The 19,972-nt window shown below is 71.5% G+C and carries 18 protein-coding genes; 11 read left to right on the top strand and 7 right to left on the bottom strand.

From position 1 onward, the window contains the following. Window positions 1-16 precede the first annotated feature (16 nt). Together sdhA and ABZ721_RS16205 are read left to right on the top strand one after the other, a co-directional pair. Window positions 17-1,771 carry a succinate dehydrogenase flavoprotein subunit gene (gene sdhA / locus ABZ721_RS16200; protein ID WP_358789255.1) on the top strand — a complete coding sequence of 585 codons (1,755 nt, stop codon included), beginning with the start codon at window positions 17-19 and terminating at the stop codon, window positions 1,769-1,771. Further along, entirely contained in the window at window positions 1,771-2,544 is a 774-nt protein-coding gene (locus ABZ721_RS16205; protein WP_358789256.1) for a succinate dehydrogenase iron-sulfur subunit, read from the top strand. The genes sdhA and ABZ721_RS16205 overlap by 1 nt, the downstream gene beginning before the upstream one ends. A 66-nt stretch (window positions 2,545-2,610) precedes the next feature. Here ABZ721_RS16205 and ABZ721_RS16210 read toward each other — a convergent pair whose 3' ends face one another. Then, a complete protein-coding gene (locus tag ABZ721_RS16210; RefSeq protein ID WP_358789257.1) occupies window positions 2,611-3,543 on the bottom strand; it encodes a hypothetical protein in 933 nt (310 codons plus the stop codon). Between the two features lie 235 nt (window positions 3,544-3,778). Here ABZ721_RS16210 and ABZ721_RS16215 point away from each other — a divergent pair, with 235 nt between their 5' ends. The 3 genes from ABZ721_RS16215 (at window position 3,779) to ABZ721_RS16225 (ending at window position 6,799) form a co-directional block, all read left to right on the top strand. After that, on the top strand, window positions 3,779-5,917 hold the full coding sequence (locus tag ABZ721_RS16215; RefSeq protein ID WP_358789258.1) for a M4 family metallopeptidase: 2,139 nt from the start codon (window positions 3,779-3,781) through the stop codon (window positions 5,915-5,917). 184 nt (window positions 5,918-6,101) lie between these two features. Then, window positions 6,102-6,485 (top strand): type II toxin-antitoxin system RelE/ParE family toxin, encoded by a 384-nt coding sequence (locus ABZ721_RS16220; RefSeq protein ID WP_358789259.1) that lies wholly within the window; start codon window positions 6,102-6,104, stop codon window positions 6,483-6,485. Then, entirely contained in the window at window positions 6,482-6,799 is a 318-nt protein-coding gene (locus ABZ721_RS16225; protein WP_358789260.1) for an XRE family transcriptional regulator, read from the top strand. Before ABZ721_RS16220 ends, ABZ721_RS16225 begins: the two co-directional genes overlap by 4 nt. A gap of 19 nt (window positions 6,800-6,818) precedes the next feature. Here the strand turns inward: ABZ721_RS16225 and ABZ721_RS16230 are convergent, their stop codons facing one another. Next, window positions 6,819-7,667 (bottom strand): carboxymuconolactone decarboxylase family protein, encoded by an 849-nt coding sequence (locus ABZ721_RS16230; RefSeq protein WP_358789261.1) that lies wholly within the window; start codon window positions 7,665-7,667, stop codon window positions 6,819-6,821. 41 nt (window positions 7,668-7,708) lie between these two features. After that, window positions 7,709-8,236, bottom strand: coding sequence for a MarR family transcriptional regulator (locus ABZ721_RS16235; RefSeq protein WP_358789262.1), 528 nt, complete (start codon window positions 8,234-8,236; stop codon window positions 7,709-7,711). Between the two features lie 77 nt (window positions 8,237-8,313). Here ABZ721_RS16235 and ABZ721_RS16240 point away from each other — a divergent pair, with 77 nt between their 5' ends. Further along, window positions 8,314-9,564, top strand: a complete 1,251-nt coding sequence (locus ABZ721_RS16240; protein WP_358789263.1) for an MFS transporter — start codon at window positions 8,314-8,316, stop codon at window positions 9,562-9,564. Between the two features lie 7 nt (window positions 9,565-9,571). On the opposite strand, the gene ABZ721_RS16245 is transcribed toward ABZ721_RS16240, so the two are convergent. Further along, a complete protein-coding gene (locus ABZ721_RS16245; protein ID WP_358789264.1) occupies window positions 9,572-11,167 on the bottom strand; it encodes a HAMP domain-containing sensor histidine kinase in 1,596 nt (531 codons plus the stop codon). 44 nt (window positions 11,168-11,211) lie between these two features. Continuing rightward, window positions 11,212-11,913: a response regulator transcription factor gene (locus ABZ721_RS16250; protein ID WP_358789265.1), complete on the bottom strand. Its 702-nt coding sequence runs from the start codon at window positions 11,911-11,913 to the stop codon at window positions 11,212-11,214. Between the two features lie 178 nt (window positions 11,914-12,091). Between ABZ721_RS16250 and ABZ721_RS16255 the strand changes: the two genes are divergently transcribed. The 4 genes from ABZ721_RS16255 (at window position 12,092) to ABZ721_RS16270 (ending at window position 17,022) form a co-directional block, all read left to right on the top strand. Further along, on the top strand, window positions 12,092-14,794 hold the full coding sequence (locus tag ABZ721_RS16255) for an MMPL family transporter (protein ID WP_358789354.1): 2,703 nt from the start codon (window positions 12,092-12,094) through the stop codon (window positions 14,792-14,794). A 227-nt stretch (window positions 14,795-15,021) separates the two neighbouring features. Then, window positions 15,022-15,432 (top strand): hypothetical protein, encoded by a 411-nt coding sequence (locus ABZ721_RS16260; RefSeq protein WP_358789266.1) that lies wholly within the window; start codon window positions 15,022-15,024, stop codon window positions 15,430-15,432. Window positions 15,433-15,527: 95 nt separating this feature from the next. Further along, a complete protein-coding gene (locus tag ABZ721_RS16265; protein ID WP_358789355.1) occupies window positions 15,528-16,085 on the top strand; it encodes a DCC1-like thiol-disulfide oxidoreductase family protein in 558 nt (185 codons plus the stop codon). A 10-nt stretch (window positions 16,086-16,095) separates the two neighbouring features. Continuing rightward, the gene (locus tag ABZ721_RS16270; RefSeq protein WP_358789267.1) at window positions 16,096-17,022 is read left to right on the top strand and encodes a TetR family transcriptional regulator; all 927 of its coding nucleotides are present in this window, start codon (window positions 16,096-16,098) and stop codon (window positions 17,020-17,022) included. On the opposite strand, the gene ABZ721_RS16275 is transcribed toward ABZ721_RS16270, so the two are convergent. Continuing rightward, window positions 17,008-18,270, bottom strand: coding sequence for a metallophosphoesterase (locus tag ABZ721_RS16275; protein WP_358789268.1), 1,263 nt, complete (start codon window positions 18,268-18,270; stop codon window positions 17,008-17,010). The two genes, ABZ721_RS16270 and ABZ721_RS16275, sit on opposite strands and share 15 nt — an antisense overlap. Next, window positions 18,270-18,557: a hypothetical protein gene (locus ABZ721_RS16280; RefSeq protein WP_358789269.1), complete on the bottom strand. Its 288-nt coding sequence runs from the start codon at window positions 18,555-18,557 to the stop codon at window positions 18,270-18,272. The genes ABZ721_RS16275 and ABZ721_RS16280 overlap by 1 nt, the downstream gene beginning before the upstream one ends. A 210-nt stretch (window positions 18,558-18,767) precedes the next feature. Between ABZ721_RS16280 and ABZ721_RS16285 the strand changes: the two genes are divergently transcribed. Next, the gene (locus ABZ721_RS16285) at window positions 18,768-19,967 is read left to right on the top strand and encodes a D-alanyl-D-alanine carboxypeptidase (RefSeq protein WP_358789356.1); all 1,200 of its coding nucleotides are present in this window, start codon (window positions 18,768-18,770) and stop codon (window positions 19,965-19,967) included. Window positions 19,968-19,972 lie beyond the last annotated feature (5 nt).

Here is a 19,972-nt window from a genome sequence, read left to right on the forward strand (position 1 = left end):
ACAGGGAAACAACCCCATGCAGATCCACAAGTACGACACCGTCATCGTCGGCGCCGGCGGCGCCGGTATGCGCGCGGCCATCGAGTCGACGAAGCGCAGCCGCACCGCCGTGCTGACGAAGCTCTACCCGACCCGCTCCCACACCGGCGCCGCCCAGGGCGGCATGGCCGCCGCCCTCGCGAACGTCGAGGAGGACAACTGGGAGTGGCACACCTTCGACACGGTCAAGGGCGGCGACTACCTGGTCGACCAGGACGCCGCCGAGATCCTGGCGAAGGAGGCCATCGACGCGGTCCTCGACCTCGAGAAGATGGGCCTGCCCTTCAACCGGACGCCCGAGGGCAAGATCGACCAGCGCCGGTTCGGCGGGCACACCCGCAGCCACGGCGAGGCCGCCGTGCGCCGCGCCTGCTACGCGTCGGACCGCACCGGCCACATGATCCTCCAGACGCTGTACCAGAACTGCGTCAAGGAGGGCGTGGAGTTCTTCAACGAGTTCTACGTCCTGGACCTGCTCCTCGCCGAGGTCGACGGCGTCCAGCGGACCGCCGGCGTCGTCGCGTACGAGCTGGCCACCGGCGAGATCCACGTCTTCCAGGCGAAGGCCGTCATCTTCGCCTCCGGCGGCACCGGCAAGTTCTTCAAGGTGACCTCCAACGCGCACACCCTGACCGGTGACGGCCAGGCCGTCGCGTACCGGCGCGGGCTGCCGCTGGAGGACATGGAGTTCTTCCAGTTCCACCCGACGGGCATCTGGCGCATGGGCATCCTCCTCACCGAGGGCGCCCGCGGCGAGGGCGGCATCCTCCGCAACAAGGACGGTGAGCGCTTCATGGAGAAGTACGCGCCCGTCATGAAGGACCTCGCCTCCCGCGACGTCGTCTCGCGCTCCATCTACACCGAGATCCGTGAGGGCCGCGGCTGCGGTCCCGAGGGCGACCACGTCTACCTCGACCTCACGCACCTGCCGCCGGAGCAGCTGGACGCCAAGCTGCCCGACATCACCGAGTTCGCGCGGACGTACCTCGGTATCGAGCCCTACACGGACCCGATCCCGATCCAGCCGACCGCGCACTACGCCATGGGCGGCATCCCCACCAACGTCCAGGGCGAGGTGCTGAGCGACAACACCACCGTCGTCCCGGGCCTGTACGCCGCGGGCGAGGTCGCCTGCGTCTCGGTGCACGGCGCCAACCGCCTCGGCACCAACTCGCTGCTCGACATCAACGTCTTCGGGCGCCGGTCGGGCATCGCGGCCGCCGAGTACTCGGCGACCACGGACCACATCGAGCTGCCGGAGGACCCGGCGTCCCGGGTCGTCGCCCAGGTCGAGGGCCTGCGCAACAACACCGGCACCGAGCGGGTCGCGGACATCCGCAAGGAGCTGCAGGAGTGCATGGACACCAACGTGATGGTGTTCCGCACCGAGCAGACGATCAAGACGGCCGTCGAGACGATCGGCGCACTGCGCGAGCGCTACAAGAACGTGTCCGTCCAGGACAAGGGCAAGCGCTTCAACACCGACCTGCTGGAGGCCATCGAGCTGGGCAACCTGCTCGACCTGGCCGAGGTCATGGCCGTGTCCGCGCTGGCGCGCAAGGAGTCCCGCGGCGGTCACTACCGCGAGGACTACCCCAACCGCGACGACGTCAACTTCCAGCGGCACACCATGGCGTACCGCGAGACGGACTCCGCCGGCAACGAGTCGATCCGCCTCGACTACAAGCCGGTCGTGGTGACCCGCTACCAGCCGATGGAGCGTAAGTACTGATGAGCACCCCGACGCTCGACAAGCACTCGGCCGCACTGGACGCCGCCGAGGCAGCCGCAGGTCACCTGATCACGATCACGATGCGGGTCCGCCGGTTCAACCCGGAGGTCTCGGACGCGGTCGAGTGGGTCGACTACCAGTTCCCGATCGATCCCAAGGAGCGCGTCCTGGACGCCCTCCACAAGATCAAGTGGGAGCTCGACGGCACGCTGACCTTCCGGCGCTCCTGCGCGCACGGCATCTGCGGTTCCGACGCCATGCGCATCAACGGCCGCAACCGGCTGGCGTGCAAGACGCTGATCAAGGACCTCAACCCGGAGAAGCCGATCACGGTCGAGCCCATCAAGGGCCTGACGGTCCTGAAGGACCTGATCGTCGACATGGACCCGTTCTTCCAGGCCTACCGCGACGTCATGCCCTTCCTGATCACCAAGGGCAACGAGCCGACGCGCGAGCGCCTGCAGTCCGCCGAGGACCGCGAGCGCTTCGACGACACCACCAAGTGCATCCTGTGCGCCGCGTGCACGTCGTCCTGCCCGGTGTTCTGGAACGACGGCCAGTACTTCGGCCCGGCCGCGATCGTCAACGCGCACCGCTTCATCTTCGACTCGCGCGACGAGGGCGGTGAGCAGCGGCTGGAGATCCTGAACGACAAGGACGGCGTCTGGCGCTGCCGCACCACGTTCAACTGCACCGACGCGTGCCCGCGTGGCATCGAGGTCACCAAGGCGATCCAGGAAGTGAAGCGCGCGCTGATCACGCGTCGCTTCTAGTCCTTCCCCGCGCCTGCGAAGGCCCCTGTCCGCCACGGCGGACAGGGGCCTTCGGCGTTCGGCCGCCTACTCCCACTCCCAGCGCAGCGCCTGGAAGCCGGGCTGCGGGTCCTCGACGGAGAACAGCGCCCGGCCCGAGGCGCTGATCCAGACGGGTTCGACGGCGGGCAGCGGCCCGGCCGCCTGCGTGCCGACGCAGCGGTGGCTGCGGAACGGCACGGCGTCCGGATGGAACTGCACTTCGAGGGTGTAGAGCCGGATGGGCACCGGGAAGCCCCGGCCGCACTCGGTGGTGCGGGCGCCCGCGCTCGGCATCAGGTAGGTGTACTCGACGACCTCGGTCTCGCCCTTGGCGAGCTCCCGCTCCAGCAGCAGCTCGGCGACGACCAGCGGCACCGTGCTGTCGATGCGGACCCGGCCGGGGCGGGCGTTGCGCACCCCGGTGAGGACGGGCAGCTCGCGTTCGGGGTCGTCGCCGCGGGTGATGATCATGCAGCGGTCCACCCGGTCGCGCTCGGCCCGCAGCACGAGGGTGGTCGTCCAGGTCGTCTCGCAGCCGTTGGCGTCGATCTCGTAGCGGTCGTGGACGGCGAGCCGGGCGAGCCCGTCGTCGGTGGAGCCCATCTCGCCGAGCAGTCCCGGCAGGCTCTCGTACTCCTGCCAGAGCCGGGCGGCGTCGAGGTTGACGGGCGGGCGGTTGACCCAGCGGCCGCGCGGGCGCTGCGGGCCGAGCAGGGAGACGAGGGAGTCGGAGGGGAGGGCGAGCAGCTCTTCCAGCAGCCGGACGGCCTGCCGGGACTGGGGGCGCTCCGGCCGGCTGCGGCCGCGGCGCCAGTAACTGAGCGTGGTGACGCTCACCTGGACGCCCCGGGTGTCCAACCGGTGCCGGATGCGTTCCATGCTGAGCCCGCTGGCCCGGACGGCGGCGTCGAGGGCGGCTTCGAAGGGGCCGGTACGCAGTGCGTCGGCGATTTCTGGAGGCAGCGGTCTGTAGGTCACAGGGGAGGGTTGTCCGTCCTGCGTGCCGAGTGGGGGGAGGGCACATGCTAGCGACCGGAAGGAAAACCTCCGGTGACGCGCATCACGCCGTGAACAGTCTTACCCAAAGATTTATGGTTCACAGACGATGCACAGCTTGCGGCCCATGGCTTCACCCGCTGTTGCAACTCCCGCAATTAAACAGAATTGGGAGTCCGTTGCCGCGGGTCAGCGGCCACCGCCATGCTCCCTGGCCATGAAACGATCTGTACTCGCCAGCACCCTCACCCTCGCGGTCAGCGGCCTTCTCATAGCCGGGGCGGGCACCCCCGCCAGCGCCGCGAAGAACCCCCGGCCCATCCCGCCGAAGGCGAGCGAAGCTCAGGCTCTGCGCGACGCGAACTCCGCCGTGGCGGCCCACCCGCAGCTGGTGCGGGCCGGCGCACACGACGTGTTCACGTCACGCGACGTGACCGTCGACGCCGACGGCTCCCGCCACGTGCACCTCGACCGCACCTACCAGGGCCTGCCGGTCCTGGGCGGTGACGTCGTCGTCCACTCGACCCCGGACGGCACCGCCCGCGACGCCTCGCTGACGCTGGCGGCGCCGCTGAACCTGTCGGTCACACCGAAGATCACGGCCAAGCAGGCCATCGCCACGGCCGCCAAGAAGTTCAAGGGGGTCAAGCGCGGCAGCACGGCCAAGCTGGTCGTCGACGCCACGTCGGCCACGCCCGTGCTGGTGTGGCAGGTCGTCGTCAACGGCACGGCGCCCGACCAGTCGCCGAGCCACCTGCACGTCCTGGTGAACGCGCGGACCGGCGCCGCCGGCCAGTCGTGGAACAGCTTCATCAGCACGGTCGTCGCGGGCCAGAACCAGGCGACCGCCCCGGCCGCCACGGTCGCGGGCGCCGCGGCCTCGGGCACCGGCCACGGCTACCAGGTCGGCGACGTGACGCTGGGCACCACCAGCGTCAGCGGCGGCTACCAGCTGCTGGACCCGACCCGCGGCAACGGTGAGACGCGCGACGCGCTGAACAAGACCGCCACCAACGACTCGCCCCCGGCGGGCTGGGGCGGCGCCTTCACCGACACGGACAACGTCTGGGGCAACGGCGCCCTGACCGACCGCGCCACCGTCGCCGTGGACGCGCACTACGGCATCCAGGCCACCTGGGACTACTACAAGAACGTCCACGGCCGCAACGGCATCAAGAACGACGGCGTCGGCGCCCGCTCCTTCGTCCACTACGGCGTGAACTACGCCAACGCGGGCTGGGACGACGACAGCTTCGCCATGATCTACGGCGACGGGGCGGCCGGCGACAAGCCGTTCACCGAGCTGGACGTGGCCGGCCACGAGATGAGCCACGGCGTCACCGCCGCGACCGCGGGCCTGAACTACTTCGGCGACGCGGGCGGCCTCAACGAGTCCACCAGCGACATCTTCGGCACCCTGGTCGAGTTCAACGCCAACAACGCGGCGGACAAGCCGGACTACCTCATCGGCGAGAAGATCAGCTCCACGCCGCTGCGGTACATGGACGACCCGAAGAAGGACGGCGTCTCGCAGTCCTGCTGGACCACCGGCACCAAGAACCTCGACCCGCACTACTCGTCGGGCGTCGGCAACCACTTCTTCTACCTGCTGGCCGTCGGCTCCGGCTCCTCCTCGTACGGCAACAGCCCGACCTGCAACGGTGCCGCCGCCGTCACCGGCATCGGCAACGCCGACGCGGGCAAGGTCTGGTACCGCGCGCTGTCCACGTACATGACGGCCGCCACCGACTACCCGGGCGCCCGCACCGCCAGCATCAAGGCGGCGAAGGACCTGTTCGGCGCCAGCAGCACCCAGTGCGCTGCGGTCGAGAAGGCCTGGACCGCGGCCGCCGTCGCCGCGACCTCCACCACCTGCGGCGGCACCACCACCCCGCCCACCGGCACCAACCTGCTGGCCAACCCCGGCTTCGAGTCGGGCGCGACCACCTGGGCCCAGAGCAGCGGCGTCATCACCAATGAGACCGGAGCCACCCCCCACGGCGGCTCGTACTACGCCTGGCTCAACGGCTACGGCACCACCCACACCGACACGCTCTCCCAGTCGGTGACCATCCCGGCCACCGCCGCGGCGCCGAAGCTCAGCTTCTGGCTCGGCATCACCACCAAGGAGACCGGCTCCACGGTCTACGACACGCTGAAGGCCCAGGTCGTCTCCGGCACCACGACGACCACCCTGGCGACGTACTCCAACACCACCCCGAGCGGCTACGTCCAGCGCACCCTCGACCTGTCCGCCTTCAAGGGCAAGACGGTCACGGTCAAGTTCCTCGGCGCCGAGGACTCCTCCGCGGCCACCAGCTTCCTGATCGACGACACCGCCGTCACCACCGGCTGACCCACCTGCCCCCCACGGGGTGGCGGCCCGGACGGAACGGCAAAGGCCTTCCGCCCGGGCCGCCGCCGTGTCCGCCTCCGGCGGGCGGTTCACCCGTCCGGGCGGAGTACGCAGCGGGTGCCCTCGCCCTCGCCTTCAGTACGCGAGGGTACTAGTATGTATACATACTCAAGTGGGACTCAGTATGACCTGGCACCTTGAGATGACCGGGGAGGTCCGGGACTGGTTGCACGAGCTGCGCAAGACGGACCGGGGTTCCGCACGTCTGGTGGGCCAGGCCATCCAGGCCCTCGTCGAAGAAGGCCCGGACCTGGGACGGCCGCTGGCGGACCGGATCAAGCGGTCTGCTCTCCACCACCTCAAAGAGCTTCGCCCCGGCTCTTCGGGGAGCAGCGAGTTTCGGATCCTGTTCGCCTTCGACCCCGAGCGCAGCGCGGTACTGCTCGTGGCCGGCGACAAATCCGGGCAATGGAGCGCGTGGTACAACCATGCGATCCCGCTGGCCGAGGCACGCTATGCCGACTGGGTCGAGTATCTGGATCAGCGACAGAAGGAGGCACGGAGATGACTACCTTCAGCTCCTGGGACGACGTCAAACATGAGGTCTTCGACGCCGAGGACCTCGAAGTGATCATGCTGGGCGCCCAGCGCATGGTCGCCGAGGCCCGCGCACACCGCTTGGCCGAGATGCGCAAACAGCTCGGCCTCACACAGCGCGAGGTGGCCGCCCGCATGCAGGTGCGCCAGGAGCGCGTCTCGGCGATCGAACGCGGCAAAGCGACGGGTACCGAGGTAGGGACGATCGCGGCGTACGTGGCCGCGCTCGGCGGCGAACTCGAGATCGTCGCCAACTTCAACGGGACCCGCGTGATCGTCGCCTGACCTCCGTCACCTGCGGCGTTCAGCGCTCCTGCTGGTTCTCCGCCCGCTCCGCGAAGACCGCTTTGGCGGCCGTGACGGCGTTCAGGGCGGCCGGGAAGCCGGCGTAGCCGGCCATCTGGGTGATGATCTCGATCGCCTCGTCCTGGGTGCCGCCGACGTTCAGGAAGCCGTGCAGGTGGACGCGGAGCTGTGGGGCGGCGGTGCCGAGGGCGGTGCACATGGCGATGGTGGCGAGTTCGCGGGACTTGAGGTCGAGGCCCGTGCGGGAGTAGACGTCGCCGAAGGCGAACTCGATCAGGTAGCGGGCCAGGTCGGGGGCGATGTCCTGGAGCGACGCGATGACCGCGTCTCCCGCGTGGCCGTCGATGCGGGACAGCGCTTCCGCGCCCCGCTCGTAGCGGGTGGTGCCCGCCTCGCTCGGGGTGGCCGGGGCGATGGGGCCCGCGTCCGGGTCGGCCGGCTCCTTGCGCGCGGCGAAGACCTCGCGGGCGACGGCGAGGGCGTTGAGCGCCGCCGGGAAGCCCGCGTAGACGCCGGCGTGGATGAACGTCTCGACGATCTCCCGCCGGCTGATGCCGACGTTGAGCGCTCCGTCGACGTGGAAGCGCAGCTGCGGGGCCGCGTTGCCCATCGCGGCGAGCGCCGAGATGGTGGCCAGCTGGCGCTGCGGGAGGGTCAGTCCCGGGCGGGAGACGATGTCGCCGTAGCCGAACTCGACGGTGAACCGTCCCAGGTCGGGGGCGATGTCGGCGAGCGCGTCGAGCACGGCGGGCCGCTCGGTGCCGGCGATCTGCTGCAGCACGGCGAGGCCGCGCGCGTAGCGCTCGGAGGGGGCTTCGGACGCGGCGTTCTCATGGGGTGTGGGCATGGCACCGAACGTACGGGTTGGAGGGTGCTCCAACGCAAGCCCTAACGCAGGCCCTGGACGTCCTCCGCCGCCAGCAGAATGCGGCGCAGCAGGTCCGAGAGCGTGCGGCGCTCGTCCGCGTCGAGCGCGCCCAGCAGCCGGTACTCCTCGTGGCCGAGGACGTCCATCGAGCCGAGCCACGTGGCCCGGCCGTCGTCCGTCAGCTCGATGTCGACGCGCCGGCGGTCCTTCGCGGAGGGGGTGCGGCGGACGAAGCCGCGGTGGGCGAGCGTGTCGAGCCGGCCGGTGATGGAGGCGGGCGCCATGTCCAGGTCGTGGGCCAGCTCGGAGGGGCTGGCCCGGCCGCCGCGCCCGGCGAGCGCGTGCAGGGTCTCGAACTCGTGCCGCTGGAGGTCGTGGTCGACGAGCGACTGGTCCCGGAACCGGCGCAGATGGTGGGCGATCATCTTCATCCGCGTGACCGCGCCCTCGATGTCCGGATCGAGGTCGGGGAGGACGGGCAGCCAGCGCTCGACGTGCTCGTCGGTCCGGTCGCGGGCCGGTTCGCGGGCCTGGTCCTGGGCGCTCATGGCCTCATCCTACGGCAACTCCATCGGCGCCGAATTATTCGTTGACGAAAGGTTCGGTAGCGAAATACATTCCTGGCGTGAATCCACCGACGCACCCCCTCCGGCTGCACGCCTTCCGGCTGCTCTTCCTCGGCCGCACCCTGTCCGCCCTCGGCGACGCCGTCGTCCCCGCCGCCCTGGCCATCGCCATCACCCGGGCCACCGACGGGTCGGCCACCGCGCTCGCCGTCGTCCTCGGCTGCTCGGTCGTACCGAAACTGCTGCTGCTCCCCCTCGGCGGCGTGCTCGGCGACCGGTTCGACGTCCGCAAGGTCGCGCTGGTCACCGACCTGCTGCGGTGCGGCGCCCAGTTGTTCGTGGGCGCCGAACTCATCGGCGGCGACCCGCGGCTGCCGCACATAGCCCTCGCCGAGGTGGTCGGCGGCATCGCTTCGGCGTTCGCCATGCCGACCGCCTCCCCGCTCGTCGCCGGCACCACCGAGGGCCCGGAACGGCAGAAGGCCAACTCCCTGATGGCCGCCGCGCGCAACGCGGCCTCCTTCGGCGGCCCCGGCGTCGCCGGGCTGCTGGTCTTCACCGCGGGGCCCGGCTGGGCCTTCGTCCTGGACGCGGCGACGTTCGCGGCCAGCGCCGCCCTGCTGGCCGCGATCCGCGTCCGCCGTACGCCGATCCCCCGCCGCTCGCTGCGCGCCGACCTGGTCGAGGGCTGGTCCGAGGTGCGGTCGCGCGACTGGTACTGGACGAGCCTGATCGCGCACGCCACCTGGAACGGCGCCGCCGCCGTCCTCGCCACCCTCGGGCCGATCGTCGCCCGCGACCGGCTCGGCGGGGAGGACGTGTGGATCTACCTCCTCCAGTCGGGCACCGCGGGGCTCGTCGCCGGCTCCCTGCTGGCGAGCCGCGCCCAGCCCAGGCGGCCGGTCCTGGTGGCCAACGTCGGCCTCGCGACGTACGCGCTGCCGCTGGTCCTGCTCGCCGTCGCCGCCCCCGCCCCGCTGCTCATCGCCTCCTACGGCATCGCCCTCGGCGCGCTCGGGTTCCTCAACCCGGTGTGGGAGACCACCGTCCAGGACGCCGTCCCGGCCGGTGTGCTGGCCCGCGTCACCTCCTACGACTGGCTGCTCTCGCTCGCCGCGATGCCGGTCGGCTACGCCGCCGCGCCGCTCGCCGCCGACGCCTGGGGGACGGCGACACCGCTGGCGGTCGCGGCAGCGCTGGTGGCGGCCGCCTGCCTGGGCACCGCGCTGGTGCCGGGTGTGCGGCGGGTCGGCGTGGGACCCGTGGCGACGGCCCCGCCACCGGCTCCGGTCTCCGCCGAACGGGTCTGAGGGGCGGTCAGCTCTTGGCCGGTTCGCTCGCCGGTTCGGGCTGCCGGACCGCCGGCAGCGTGACCAGGACCGTCAGGCCCACGCCCGGCGCGGTGTCCAGGCGTACCGACCCGTGGTGGGCGTCGACCGCCGCCTGGACGATCGACATGCCGAGCCCGGCGCCGCCGGTGTCCCGGGCCCGGTCGGGGTCCGCGCGGAAGAAGCGGTCGAAGGCGCGGGCGGCGTCCTGCGGCGACAGGCCCGGCCCGGAGTCGGTGATCCGCAGCAGGACGTCCTCCTCCCGGCGGACCACCTCCACGGTCAGCGGGGACTCCGCCGGGGTGTGCACCCGGACGTTGCTGAGCAGGTTCCCGAGGATCTGCCGCAACTGCGCCTCGTCTCCCAGCACTTCCACCGCGCCCGGCAGGATCAGCGCGACGGGCCGCCGCGGCTGCTGCATGGTCAGGTCGGCGACGCCGTCCCTGACCAGCTGCGTCAGGTCGACGGGGCGCGGCGCGAGCGCCGGCCGGTCCTCCATCCGGGCGAGGGCGAGCAGCTCGTCGACGAGGCGGCTCATCCGCAGCGCCTCTGCGGAGACCCGGGTCAGGGCGCGCTCCTTCTCGTCCGGGTCGAGCATCCCCTTCTCGTAGAGCTGGAGGTAGCCGCGGACGGACGCGAGCGGGGTGCGCAGCTCGTGCGAGGCGTCGGCGAGGAACTGGCGGAGCTGCGCGGTGGCCCGCTCGCTGCTGGTCAGCGCCGTCTCGATCTGCTGGAGCATCGCGTTGAGGGCGGCGCTGAGCTGCTCGACCTCGGTGCTGCCGTGCGAGGCGGTGGCGATCCGCCGCGAGAGGTCGCCCTCGGAGATGGCGGACGCCGTCTCGACCATGTCCTCCAGCGGGCGCAGCCGCCGCCGGGCGGCGGTCAGCGAGCCCATGGCCAGCAGGCCCAGCAGCACGACGCTGTCGATGACCTCGACGATCAGGAGGTGGCCGACCGCGCGCCGCACCCCGTTGAGCCGCATCCCCTTGACGACCATGGTGCCGTCGCCGAGGCGGGCGACCATCACCCGGTAGTAGCTGCCGTCGCTGTGCACGGTCGCGGCGTCGCCGGACGCCGCGAGCGCCTTCACGTCCGGCAGGGCCGCCGCGAGGCTGCGGCGCTCCTCGTTGAGGTTGGCCACGTCGCCCTCGCACACCGTGGAGATCCGGCCGTGGGAGTCGAGCACCAGGAAGAGGTCCTGGTCGAAGGCCTGGGCGACGACCTTGCCGCCTTTGCCGGTCTGCAGCATGCCGGCCATCGTGCACAGCTGCTGCAGGCCGCCGCTGGTGAACGGGGTGGAGGACAGCGCCTTCTGGGAGGTCTTGAGGGAGTCGTCGATCTCGCCGATCAGCATGGTGTACATGCCGATGAGGCTGGCGGCGCCCGCCATCACCAGGCCGATGGCCAGGAAGGTGACGTTGGCCATCGTGAAGCGCCCGCGCAGCGAGCGCGGGCGCGGCCAGAAGCAGCGCTTGCCGTTCGGACGCCTGCCGTTGAACCGACCGCCGTTCGGGCTCCCGCCGTTCGACCGCTGCCCGGGGTCGGGCTCCGCGCGGTCGTACCCGCCGCCCCGGCCGCCGCTCACGCGCGTGGCGGGCCCGAGAGCCCCGAACATCCCGAACCCGAGCCTCATGCCAGCGCCCGCAGCCCGTAGCCGATGCCGCGCCGGGTCTCGATGAGCGGCGGCCCCAGCCGGTCGAGCTTGCGCCGCAGGTAGCTGATGTACGTCTCGACGACGGTCGACTCCACGACCGTGTCGTACTGCCAGACGTGCTGCAGCAACTGCTCCTTGGTGACGATCCGCCCGGCGTTGCGCAGCAGGTGCCGCAGCAGGTTGTACTCGGTGGGGGTCAGGTCGACGGGCTCGCCGGCGCGGCGGACGGTGAACGTCGTCTCGTCCATCTCCAGGTCGCCGTGGCGCAGTACGGGATCCGCCGCCTCCGGTTCGCGCCGGGTCCTGCGGAGCACGGCGTGCACCCGGGCGACCACCTCGTCCACGCCGAACGGCTTGGTGATGTAGTCGTCGCCGCCGAGCGCGAGGCCGCCGACGACGTCGCGCGGCGCGTCCCGGGCGGTCACGAAGATCACCGCGAGGTCGTCGCGTTCGGCGCGCAGCGTGCGGCAGACCTCCCAGCCGTTGCCGTCCGGCAGCATCACGTCGAGCAGCACCAGGTCCGGCCGGTGCTCGCGGGCGGCGGCGACGGCCTGCCGGCCGGTGGCCGCGGTGTGCACCGTGAAGCCATGGTATTTCAGGGTGATGCGGAGAATGTCCGCGATGCCTGGCTCGTCCTCGACGATCAGAACGGTGGCCGGGCTCTCGGAGGTCTCCATGGCTCAAGTATCGGCAGTGATGACCCACAGACCCACTGGAGGGAACTTGGGAGTTCCCTGAGAGATCCCGGATCTCCTTGTAACGGCCCGGTCCCGGCACGGAGGCTGAGCAAACTGCAGAGATCTGTGCCGGCGGTGGACGTCGGCGGCGAGTGAAGGAGCTGGGACCGTGGCCTCATTGGCACGTTGGTGCTTCAGGCGCAAATGGCTGGTGATCGGGTTGTGGGTGCTCGTCATGGCCGGCTTCGGCGGCGCGGGCGGCGCGGCCGGGAGCGCCTACGCCAATGTCTTCGAGCTGCCGGGCACCGAGTCCGCGCAGGTCCTGAAGCTGATGGACAAGGCCTTCCCCGCCCAGGCCGGTGAGACCGACAACATCGTCTGGCACGTGGACCAGGGCTCCGTGCGGGACACCGCGGTCCAGCAGAAGATGACCGCCACGCTCCAGAAGATCAAGAGCGGCGTGGCCGACGTCGGCACGATCGCGAGCCCGTACGCGCCCGAGGGCGCGGCGAAGATCAGCAAGGACGGCAGGACCGCCTACGCGGCCGTCACCTTCACCAAGCTCGGCAACGAGCTGGACAAGGAGCAGGTGAAGAAGCTCGTCGACATCGTGCACGACGCGGGGGGCAGCGGCCTGGAGGTCGAGGCCGGCGGCCAGGCGATCCAGATGGCCGAGGAGCCCCCGCAGGGGCTGAGCGAGCTGGTCGGTGTCGCGGCCGCGGCCGTCGTCCTCTTCCTCGCGCTCGGTTCGGTGCTGGGCATGCTGATGCCGATCATCACCGCGCTGTTCGCCATCTTCACCGCCTCGTCGGCGATCCTGCTGCTCAGCCACGGCATGGCCGTCGCCGACTTCGCACCGGTCCTGGCCATGCTCGTGGGCCTGGGCGTGGGCATCGACTACGCGCTGTTCATCGTCACCCGGCACCGCAAGGGCATCCTGCGCGGGCTGAGCCCGGAGGAGGCCGCCGTGACGGCGGTCAACACCTCGGGGCGCGCCGTGCTGTTCGCGGGCGGCACGGTCTGCATCGCGCTGCTCGGCATGTTCGCGATGGGTCTGAGCTTCCTCAACGGCGTCGCCATCGCCGCCTCGCTGACCGTCGTCCTGAGCGTCGCCGCGGCCATCACCCTGCTGCCCGCGATGCTCGGCGTCCTCGGCAAGCGCGTGCTCTCCCGCCGCCAGCGGCGCCGGCTGGAGGCGAACGGCCCGGAGGCGAAGGTCGCCACCGGCGCCGCCGCCCGCTGGTCGTCGTTCGTGGAGCGCCACCCGCGGGTGCTGTCCGTGGTCGCCGTCGCGGTGATGATCGTCCTGGCCGTGCCGGTGCTCTCGCTGCGTCTCGGCTCGTCCGACCAGGGCAACAGCAAGGACACGACGACCACCCGCAAGGCGTACGACCTGCTCGCCGACGGGTTCGGCGCGGGCTTCAACGGCCCGCTGACGATCCTCGCCGAGGTGAAGTCGGACACCGACAAGGCCGCGGTGCAGACCCTGGTCGGCAAGCTCAACGCGACCGAGGGCATCACCTTCGCCGCCGCGCTGCCCATGCAGCCGGGCGCCGACATCGCCGTCATCCAGGCGGTGCCGAACACGTCGCCGCAGGACAAGGCGACCTCGGACCTGATCGACAAGCTCCGCTCCGACGTCGTGCCCGCCGCGGAGAAGGGCAGCACGATGCAGGCGTACGTCGGCGGCCAGACCGCGATGTACAAGGACTTCGCCTCGGTGCTGATGGGCAAGCTGCCCGTCTTCGTCGCGGTGATCATCGCGCTGGGCTTCGTGCTGCTGCTGATCGCCTTCCGCAGCCTCGTCGTCCCGCTGACGGCAGCGGTGATGAACCTCGCCGCCGCCGCCGCGTCCTTCGGCCTGCTGGTCGCGGCCTACCAGTGGGGCTGGGGCGGTGATCTGCTGCTCGCCAGCCGCGAGGGGCCGATCGAGGCCTTCCTCCCGGTGATCATGCTGTCGCTGCTCTTCGGCCTCTCCATGGACTACCAGGTCTTCCTGGTCAGCCGGATGCACGAGGAGTGGGTGCACACCAAGGACAACGCGCGGGCGGTACGGGTCGGCCTGGCGGAGACCAGCCGGGTGATCAACTCGGCGGCCGTCATCATGATCTGCGTCTTCGTCGCCTTCGTGCTCAACGGCGAACGCGTCATCGCGATGTTCGGCGTGGGCCTCGCGGGAGCCGTCGCGCTCGACGCGTTCATCCTGCGCACGGTCCTCGTCCCCTCGCTGATGCACATGTTCGGCAACGCCAACTGGTGGCTGCCCACCTGGATCGACAAGCGGCTGCCGCACCTGGCGGTCGAGGGCGCGCCGGACGACGACGGCCCGGTGGGCGGAGTCGTCATCCCGCTGCAGAAGGGGGGCGGCCCCTCCGTGCGCGGCACCGTCCGCGGCTCCTTCGGGCTGCCGATCCCGCGCTCCGAGCTGACGCTGATCGCCGCCGACGGACGCCAGGTCGGCCGGATCACGGCCGGCGACGACGGAACGTTCGACCTGCCGACGCCCGGCAGCGGCTCGTACGTCCTGGTCGCGAACGCCGACGGGCACCACCCGCAGACCGCGAGCGTCCTGACGAACGACCGCCCGGTCGAGTGCGACCTGCGACTCAGCGGCACGGGCACCCTGTCGGGCACGGTGCGCACGGCGAAGGGCGAGCCCGTCGACGACGCGCGGGTCGTCCTGCAGGACGCGGACGGCAAGGAGGTCGGCGTGGTCCACACGGGCAAGGACGGCACCTACGCCTTCGCCAACCTCTACCCGGGCCGCTACACGCTGCTGACGATGGGCTACCCGCCCTTCCCGGCCACGGTCACGGTGGGCGGCGAGGACGGCGACGGCGGCGACGACCTCGACCTGGAGCTGAGCCACTCGCGCGACTGACCGGATCGCGAGCACCACCGCGATCCCGGGGTCCCGATCCCGGGATCCGATCCCGTCACCGGAACGCCGGGCGGGCCTGAGACATCAGGCCCGCCCGGCGTTCTCCGTTGCCCGCAAGCCCGGCGCAGCCCAGCACGCCACTGGGTTGAACACGTTCAAAAAGAGGTCTACAGTCAGGCCTGTCAGAAGTTTTGAACACGTTCAAGTCTTTCGCAAAGGGATGGACCATGGACCTCACGGTCGTCGCGTACGTCGTCTACCTGCTCATCAGCATCGGTCTGACCATCTGGGTCGCGCGCACCCTCAGCACCAACGGCCGGGTCTTCCTCGCCGACGTGCTGCAGGGGAACGAGAAGCTCGCCGACGCCGTCAACCACCTCCTGGTGGTCGGCTTCTACCTCGTCAACTTCGGCTTCGTCGCCCTCTACCTCAAGGCGGCCGACGCGGTCGACGACGCCCGCGGCCTCTTCGAGGCGCTGTCGGTCAAGCTCGGGGTCGTCCTGCTCGTCCTCGGCGTCCTGCACCTCGGCAACGTCTTCATCCTCAACAAGATGCGGCGCCGCGGCATCATGGAGAAGGAGCAGGTCCCGCCGGTCCCGCCGCAGGGCTGGACCACCCCGGCCACCCCGGCGGTCTGACCACCGTGGCCGCCGACGCCCGGCACCCCGCCGAACCGACGAACGTCACAGCGGCCGCACCGGCCCACCGGGACGCCCGTGTCCCGGTCCGCCGGCTGACCGTCCTGTACGACGCCGACTGCCGGCTCTGCAGCTTCGTCCGGGGCTGGCTCGCACGGCAGCGCCAGCTCGTCCCGCTGGACCTCGTCCCGGCCTGCTCCCCCGAGGCGCGCGGCCGGTACCCGGACCTGGACCACGCCTCGACCCTCAGCCGCATCACCGTCATCGGCGACCAGGGGCAGCTCTACACGGGGGACGCGGCCTGGATCGTCGTGCTGTGGGCGCTCGCCGAGTACCGTCCGACCGCGCACCGCTTCAGCACCCCGGTCGGAGCGCCGCTCGCCCGTGCCGCGGTCCTGGCGGCCGCCAAGTACCGGGCGGCGACCAGTCCGTACGAGGGCTGGGTTCCCCCGAGGGACGGCCGGCCGGCCGCCTGGGCGCCCGCCCCCGTCGCCTGGGCGCCGCCCAGAACGGGCCGGTACCAGGCCGGAAGGGGCCGGTACCAGGCCGGAAGCGGCTGGGAGCAGGCCCGGGATCCCCGCACCGGCCGGCCCGCCGGGCCGCCGCTGCCCGCCCACGAGGACTGCGGCGATGCGTGCGGGCACGGCGGTTAGGCTCACCCCTGTGGAAGAAACTGACCGCGGCCCGTCCGACGACGCCGCCCCGGCCGCCGAACTGCCGGGCGGCCGGGCGCGTCCCAAGACCGACAAGAGCGAGCTGACCCGGGCGCTCATCCTGGACACCGCGATGCGGATGTTCCAGGAACGCGGCTACAACAAGACGACGATGCGGGCGATCGCGACCGAGGCCGGGGTGTCGGTCGGCAACGCCTACTACTACTTCGCGTCGAAGGAGTACCTGATCCAGGGCTTCTACGACCGGATGACGCACGAGCACGCGGTCGACGCGCACGCCAAGATGGCCGGCGTCACCGACTTCTCCAAGCGCCTGGAGATCGCCCTCACCTCGTGGGTGGACTGCGCGGCGCCGTACCACGAGTTCGCGTCGCAGTTCTTCCGCACGGCGGCCGATCCGGACAGCCCGCTCAGCCCGTTCTCGAACGAGTCGCACCCGGCGCGCGCCACCGCCGTCGCCATCTTCGACGAGGTGCTGAACGGCTCGGACCTGGCCCCCAAGCTCGACACGGAGCTGGCCGAACTGCTGCCGGACCTGCTCTGGCTGCACCTGATGGTCGTGGTGCTGTACTGGGTCTTCGACCGCACGGACGACACCGAGCGCACCCGCAACTTCGTCAAGCGGTGCACCCCGCTGGTGGCGAAGATCGTCAGCCTCTCGCGCTACCGGGTGTTCCGCCCGCTGGTCAGGGACGCCAAGGGGCTCATCCACGACTTCATCCTGCCGACGTTCATCTCGTCGCAGAAAGCCGCGGGGAAGTCGGCGGGGAAGTCCGCGGGGGACGCGTCGGGCCGGCAGGCGGCGGACGCCGCGGACGCGCCCCGGGACGGCGCCGGGGCCCCCGGTCCCGTCGCGGAGGCCCCGGTCAAGCGGGCGGCGAAGCGCGCCGCGAAGCGGGCGTCACGCGCGCAGTGACACCAGCTTCACGATGGTGATGTCCGACGGCGCCCCCACCCGCACCGGCGGGCCCCAGGCGCCCGCGCCGCGCGTGACGTACAACTGGGTGTCGCCGTACCGGTCGAGGCCCGCCACCGTCGGGTTGGCCAGCTCCGCGATGTAGTTGCCCGGCCAGAGCTGGCCGCCGTGCGTGTGCCCGGACAGCTGCAGGTCCACGCCGTGCTCGACGGCTTCGTGGATCATCACCGGCTGGTGCGCCAGCAGGACGGCGGCCCGGGTGCGGTCCCGGTCCCCGAGCGCCTTGCCGTAGTCCGGCGCGGCGTGGTGGTCCTCGCCGGAGATGTCGTTGACACCCGCGAGGTCGAAGCCGGGCAGCTCCACCCGGGCGTTCTCCAGCGGGTGGACGCCCAGTTCGCGCACGAAGTCGACCCACGGTGCCGCGCCCGAGAAGTACTCGTGGTTGCCGGTGACGAAGAACGAGCCGTCCCGGGCCCGCAGCTGCGCCAGCGGCTCGGCGGCCGGTCCGAGGTCGGCCACGGTCCCGTCGACCAGGTCGCCGACGATCGCCACCAGGTCGGGTCGCGCGCCGTTGATCGTGTCGACGATCCGCTGGGTGTGCGCGCGGCCCAGGATCGGACCGAGGTGGATGTCGCTGACGACCGCGATCCGGTAGCCGTCGGCCCGCGCGGGCAGCTTCGCGAGCGGGACCGTCACGTTCTTCAGCCGGGGCCCGCGCAGGACGCCGTAGGTGCCGTACCCGACGGTCCCGGCGGCCACGGCGACCGACGCGACGGCGACGGTGCGGGCGACGAACTGCCGCCGGGTGGCGGCGGCGGGCTCCTCGGCCGGGGCGGGCGCCGCCGCGGGAGCCGATGCGGCGGCCGGAACCGCCGCCGGGACCTCCACCGGCACCGGCTCGGTTGCCGCCGGCCGCGTCCGGGCCGCCGCCCGGCGCTCCAGCGCGCGGCGCAGCAGCGGCCGGACCGCCTCGCCCACCAGCAGCGCGAACGTCAGGTAGAGCAGCACCGCGAGCCACAGGTACCCCGGCCAGGCCAGCCAGCGTTCACCCGTCAGGGGGAGTTCGCGGCCGCCGAGGAGCGCGCCCAGGCTGGTCAGCGGGAGGACGACGGCGAGCACCGTCCCGACGCGCCGGTACCAGCCGCCGGGCGCCGACACGTCGCGCACCAGGCGCCGCCAGAGGTACCGGTGGAGCGCGCCGAAGAGCGCCAGGACCGCCAGTCCGATCAGGACGAAGAGGACGATCACTACACGGCAGCCGTGTCGGAGGACTGCCGCTCGGCCGGAGCACCGCCGGCGGCCTCGCGCTTCAGGATCCGCAGCGACCGCAGCCCGAGCGCCCCGATCGCCGTTCCCAGCAGGAACGAGGTGATCGCGAGGGTCAGGTGCATCCAGAAGTACGCGGTCGGGGAGCCGTCGTCGAAGGCGAGCCCGCTCGTGTCCTTCCACAGGTTCTTGACGAAGGTGGTCCAGACGATCCAGGACCAGACACCGAAGGCGATCAGGAACCAGGAGACGGGACGGTTGAGCTTCATGCGTCCCAGTATGGGGACTCCCGTACGGGACGACCGAGGGGGGCCCGATGGTTCCGCCTTCCCCACGTGCGAATCCTCACGCGTCCACGGGGCAAACGGGGGGCGCGCGTTCCGCCACCCGGCCTGTACGTTCTGCTGGTGTCCACGCCTGCACCCGCCTTCCGCCGTTCCCTGCTGGCCCTGTGCGCTGCCGCGCTGGCGGCCGGCCCGCTGCTCGCGACGCCCGCCCACGCGGACGGCAGAACCCCGGAACCGGTGCCGCCCGCCGCCATGTCGACGGTCGGCGGCGAACGGCTCGGCGTGCCCGGCACGCAGGTGCAGCCGGACGCGGGAGCCCCGGCGCTGCCGAAGCTCACCGCCCGTTCGTGGATCGTCGCGGACGCGAAGACCGGCGAGGTGCTGGCCGCGCACAACGCGCACTGGCAGCTGGCGCCCGCCAGCACGCTGAAGATGCTCTTCGCCGACACCGTGCTGCCCAAGTTCCCGAAGACGCAGGTGCACACGGTCGCCGACTCCGACCTGCGCGGCATGGGCGAGGGCAGCAGCCTCGTCGGCATCAAGGAGAAGCTCAGCTACACGGTCCACGACCTGTGGCTCGGGGTCTTCCTGCACTCGGGCAACGACGCCGTGCACGTCCTCGCCACCATGAACGGCGGCGTCGACAGGACCGTGCAGCAGATGAACGCCCAGGCCAAGGAGTTGCAGGCCGACGACACCCACGTCGTGTCGCCCGACGGCTACGACATGCCGGGCCAGGTCAGCAGCGCCTACGACCTCACGCTCATCGCCCGCTCCGGGCTGAAGAACGCGGACTTCCGCGAGTACTGCGCGACGACCAACGCCCAGTTCCCCGGCGACTGGACGAAGGACAAGGCGGGCAAGCCGACGAAGGTGCGCGGCACCTTCGGGATACAGAACACCGACCGCCTGCTGACCGGCGCGGGCGGCGTCCGCCGCTACCCGGGCCTGCTCGGCGTGAAGAACGGCTACACCACCAACGCGGGCAACACCTTCACCGGCGCCGCCGAGCGCGGCGGCCGCACGCTGCTGGTCACCGTGATGCACCCGGCCGCGGGCAGCAGCGAGGTCTACAAGGAGACGGCCGCCCTGCTGGACTGGGGCTTCAAGGCCGCCTCCACCGTGAAGCCGGTCGGCTCGCTCGTCCCGACGCGCAGCGCCGACAAGGCGAACGCCCCCGCCCAGGACACCAAGGGCCCGGCCCAGGCCGCCGTCACCGGCTCGTCCGGCTCCAGCGGGCTGTGGACCTACGCCGGGATCACCGCGGGCGTCCTGGCCGTCGGCGCGGCGGTCACGCTCCTGGTCCGCCGCCGCCGGGCGGCCCCGTCCATGTCGCTCCCGGCCGTCCCCCGCTCCTCCCGCCGCAAGCCGCGCGACGACATCAACGAGTGACCCGG

The organism is Streptomyces sp. NPDC006733, from assembly GCF_040636125.1.
GTDB lineage: Bacteria > Actinomycetota > Actinomycetes > Streptomycetales > Streptomycetaceae > Actinacidiphila.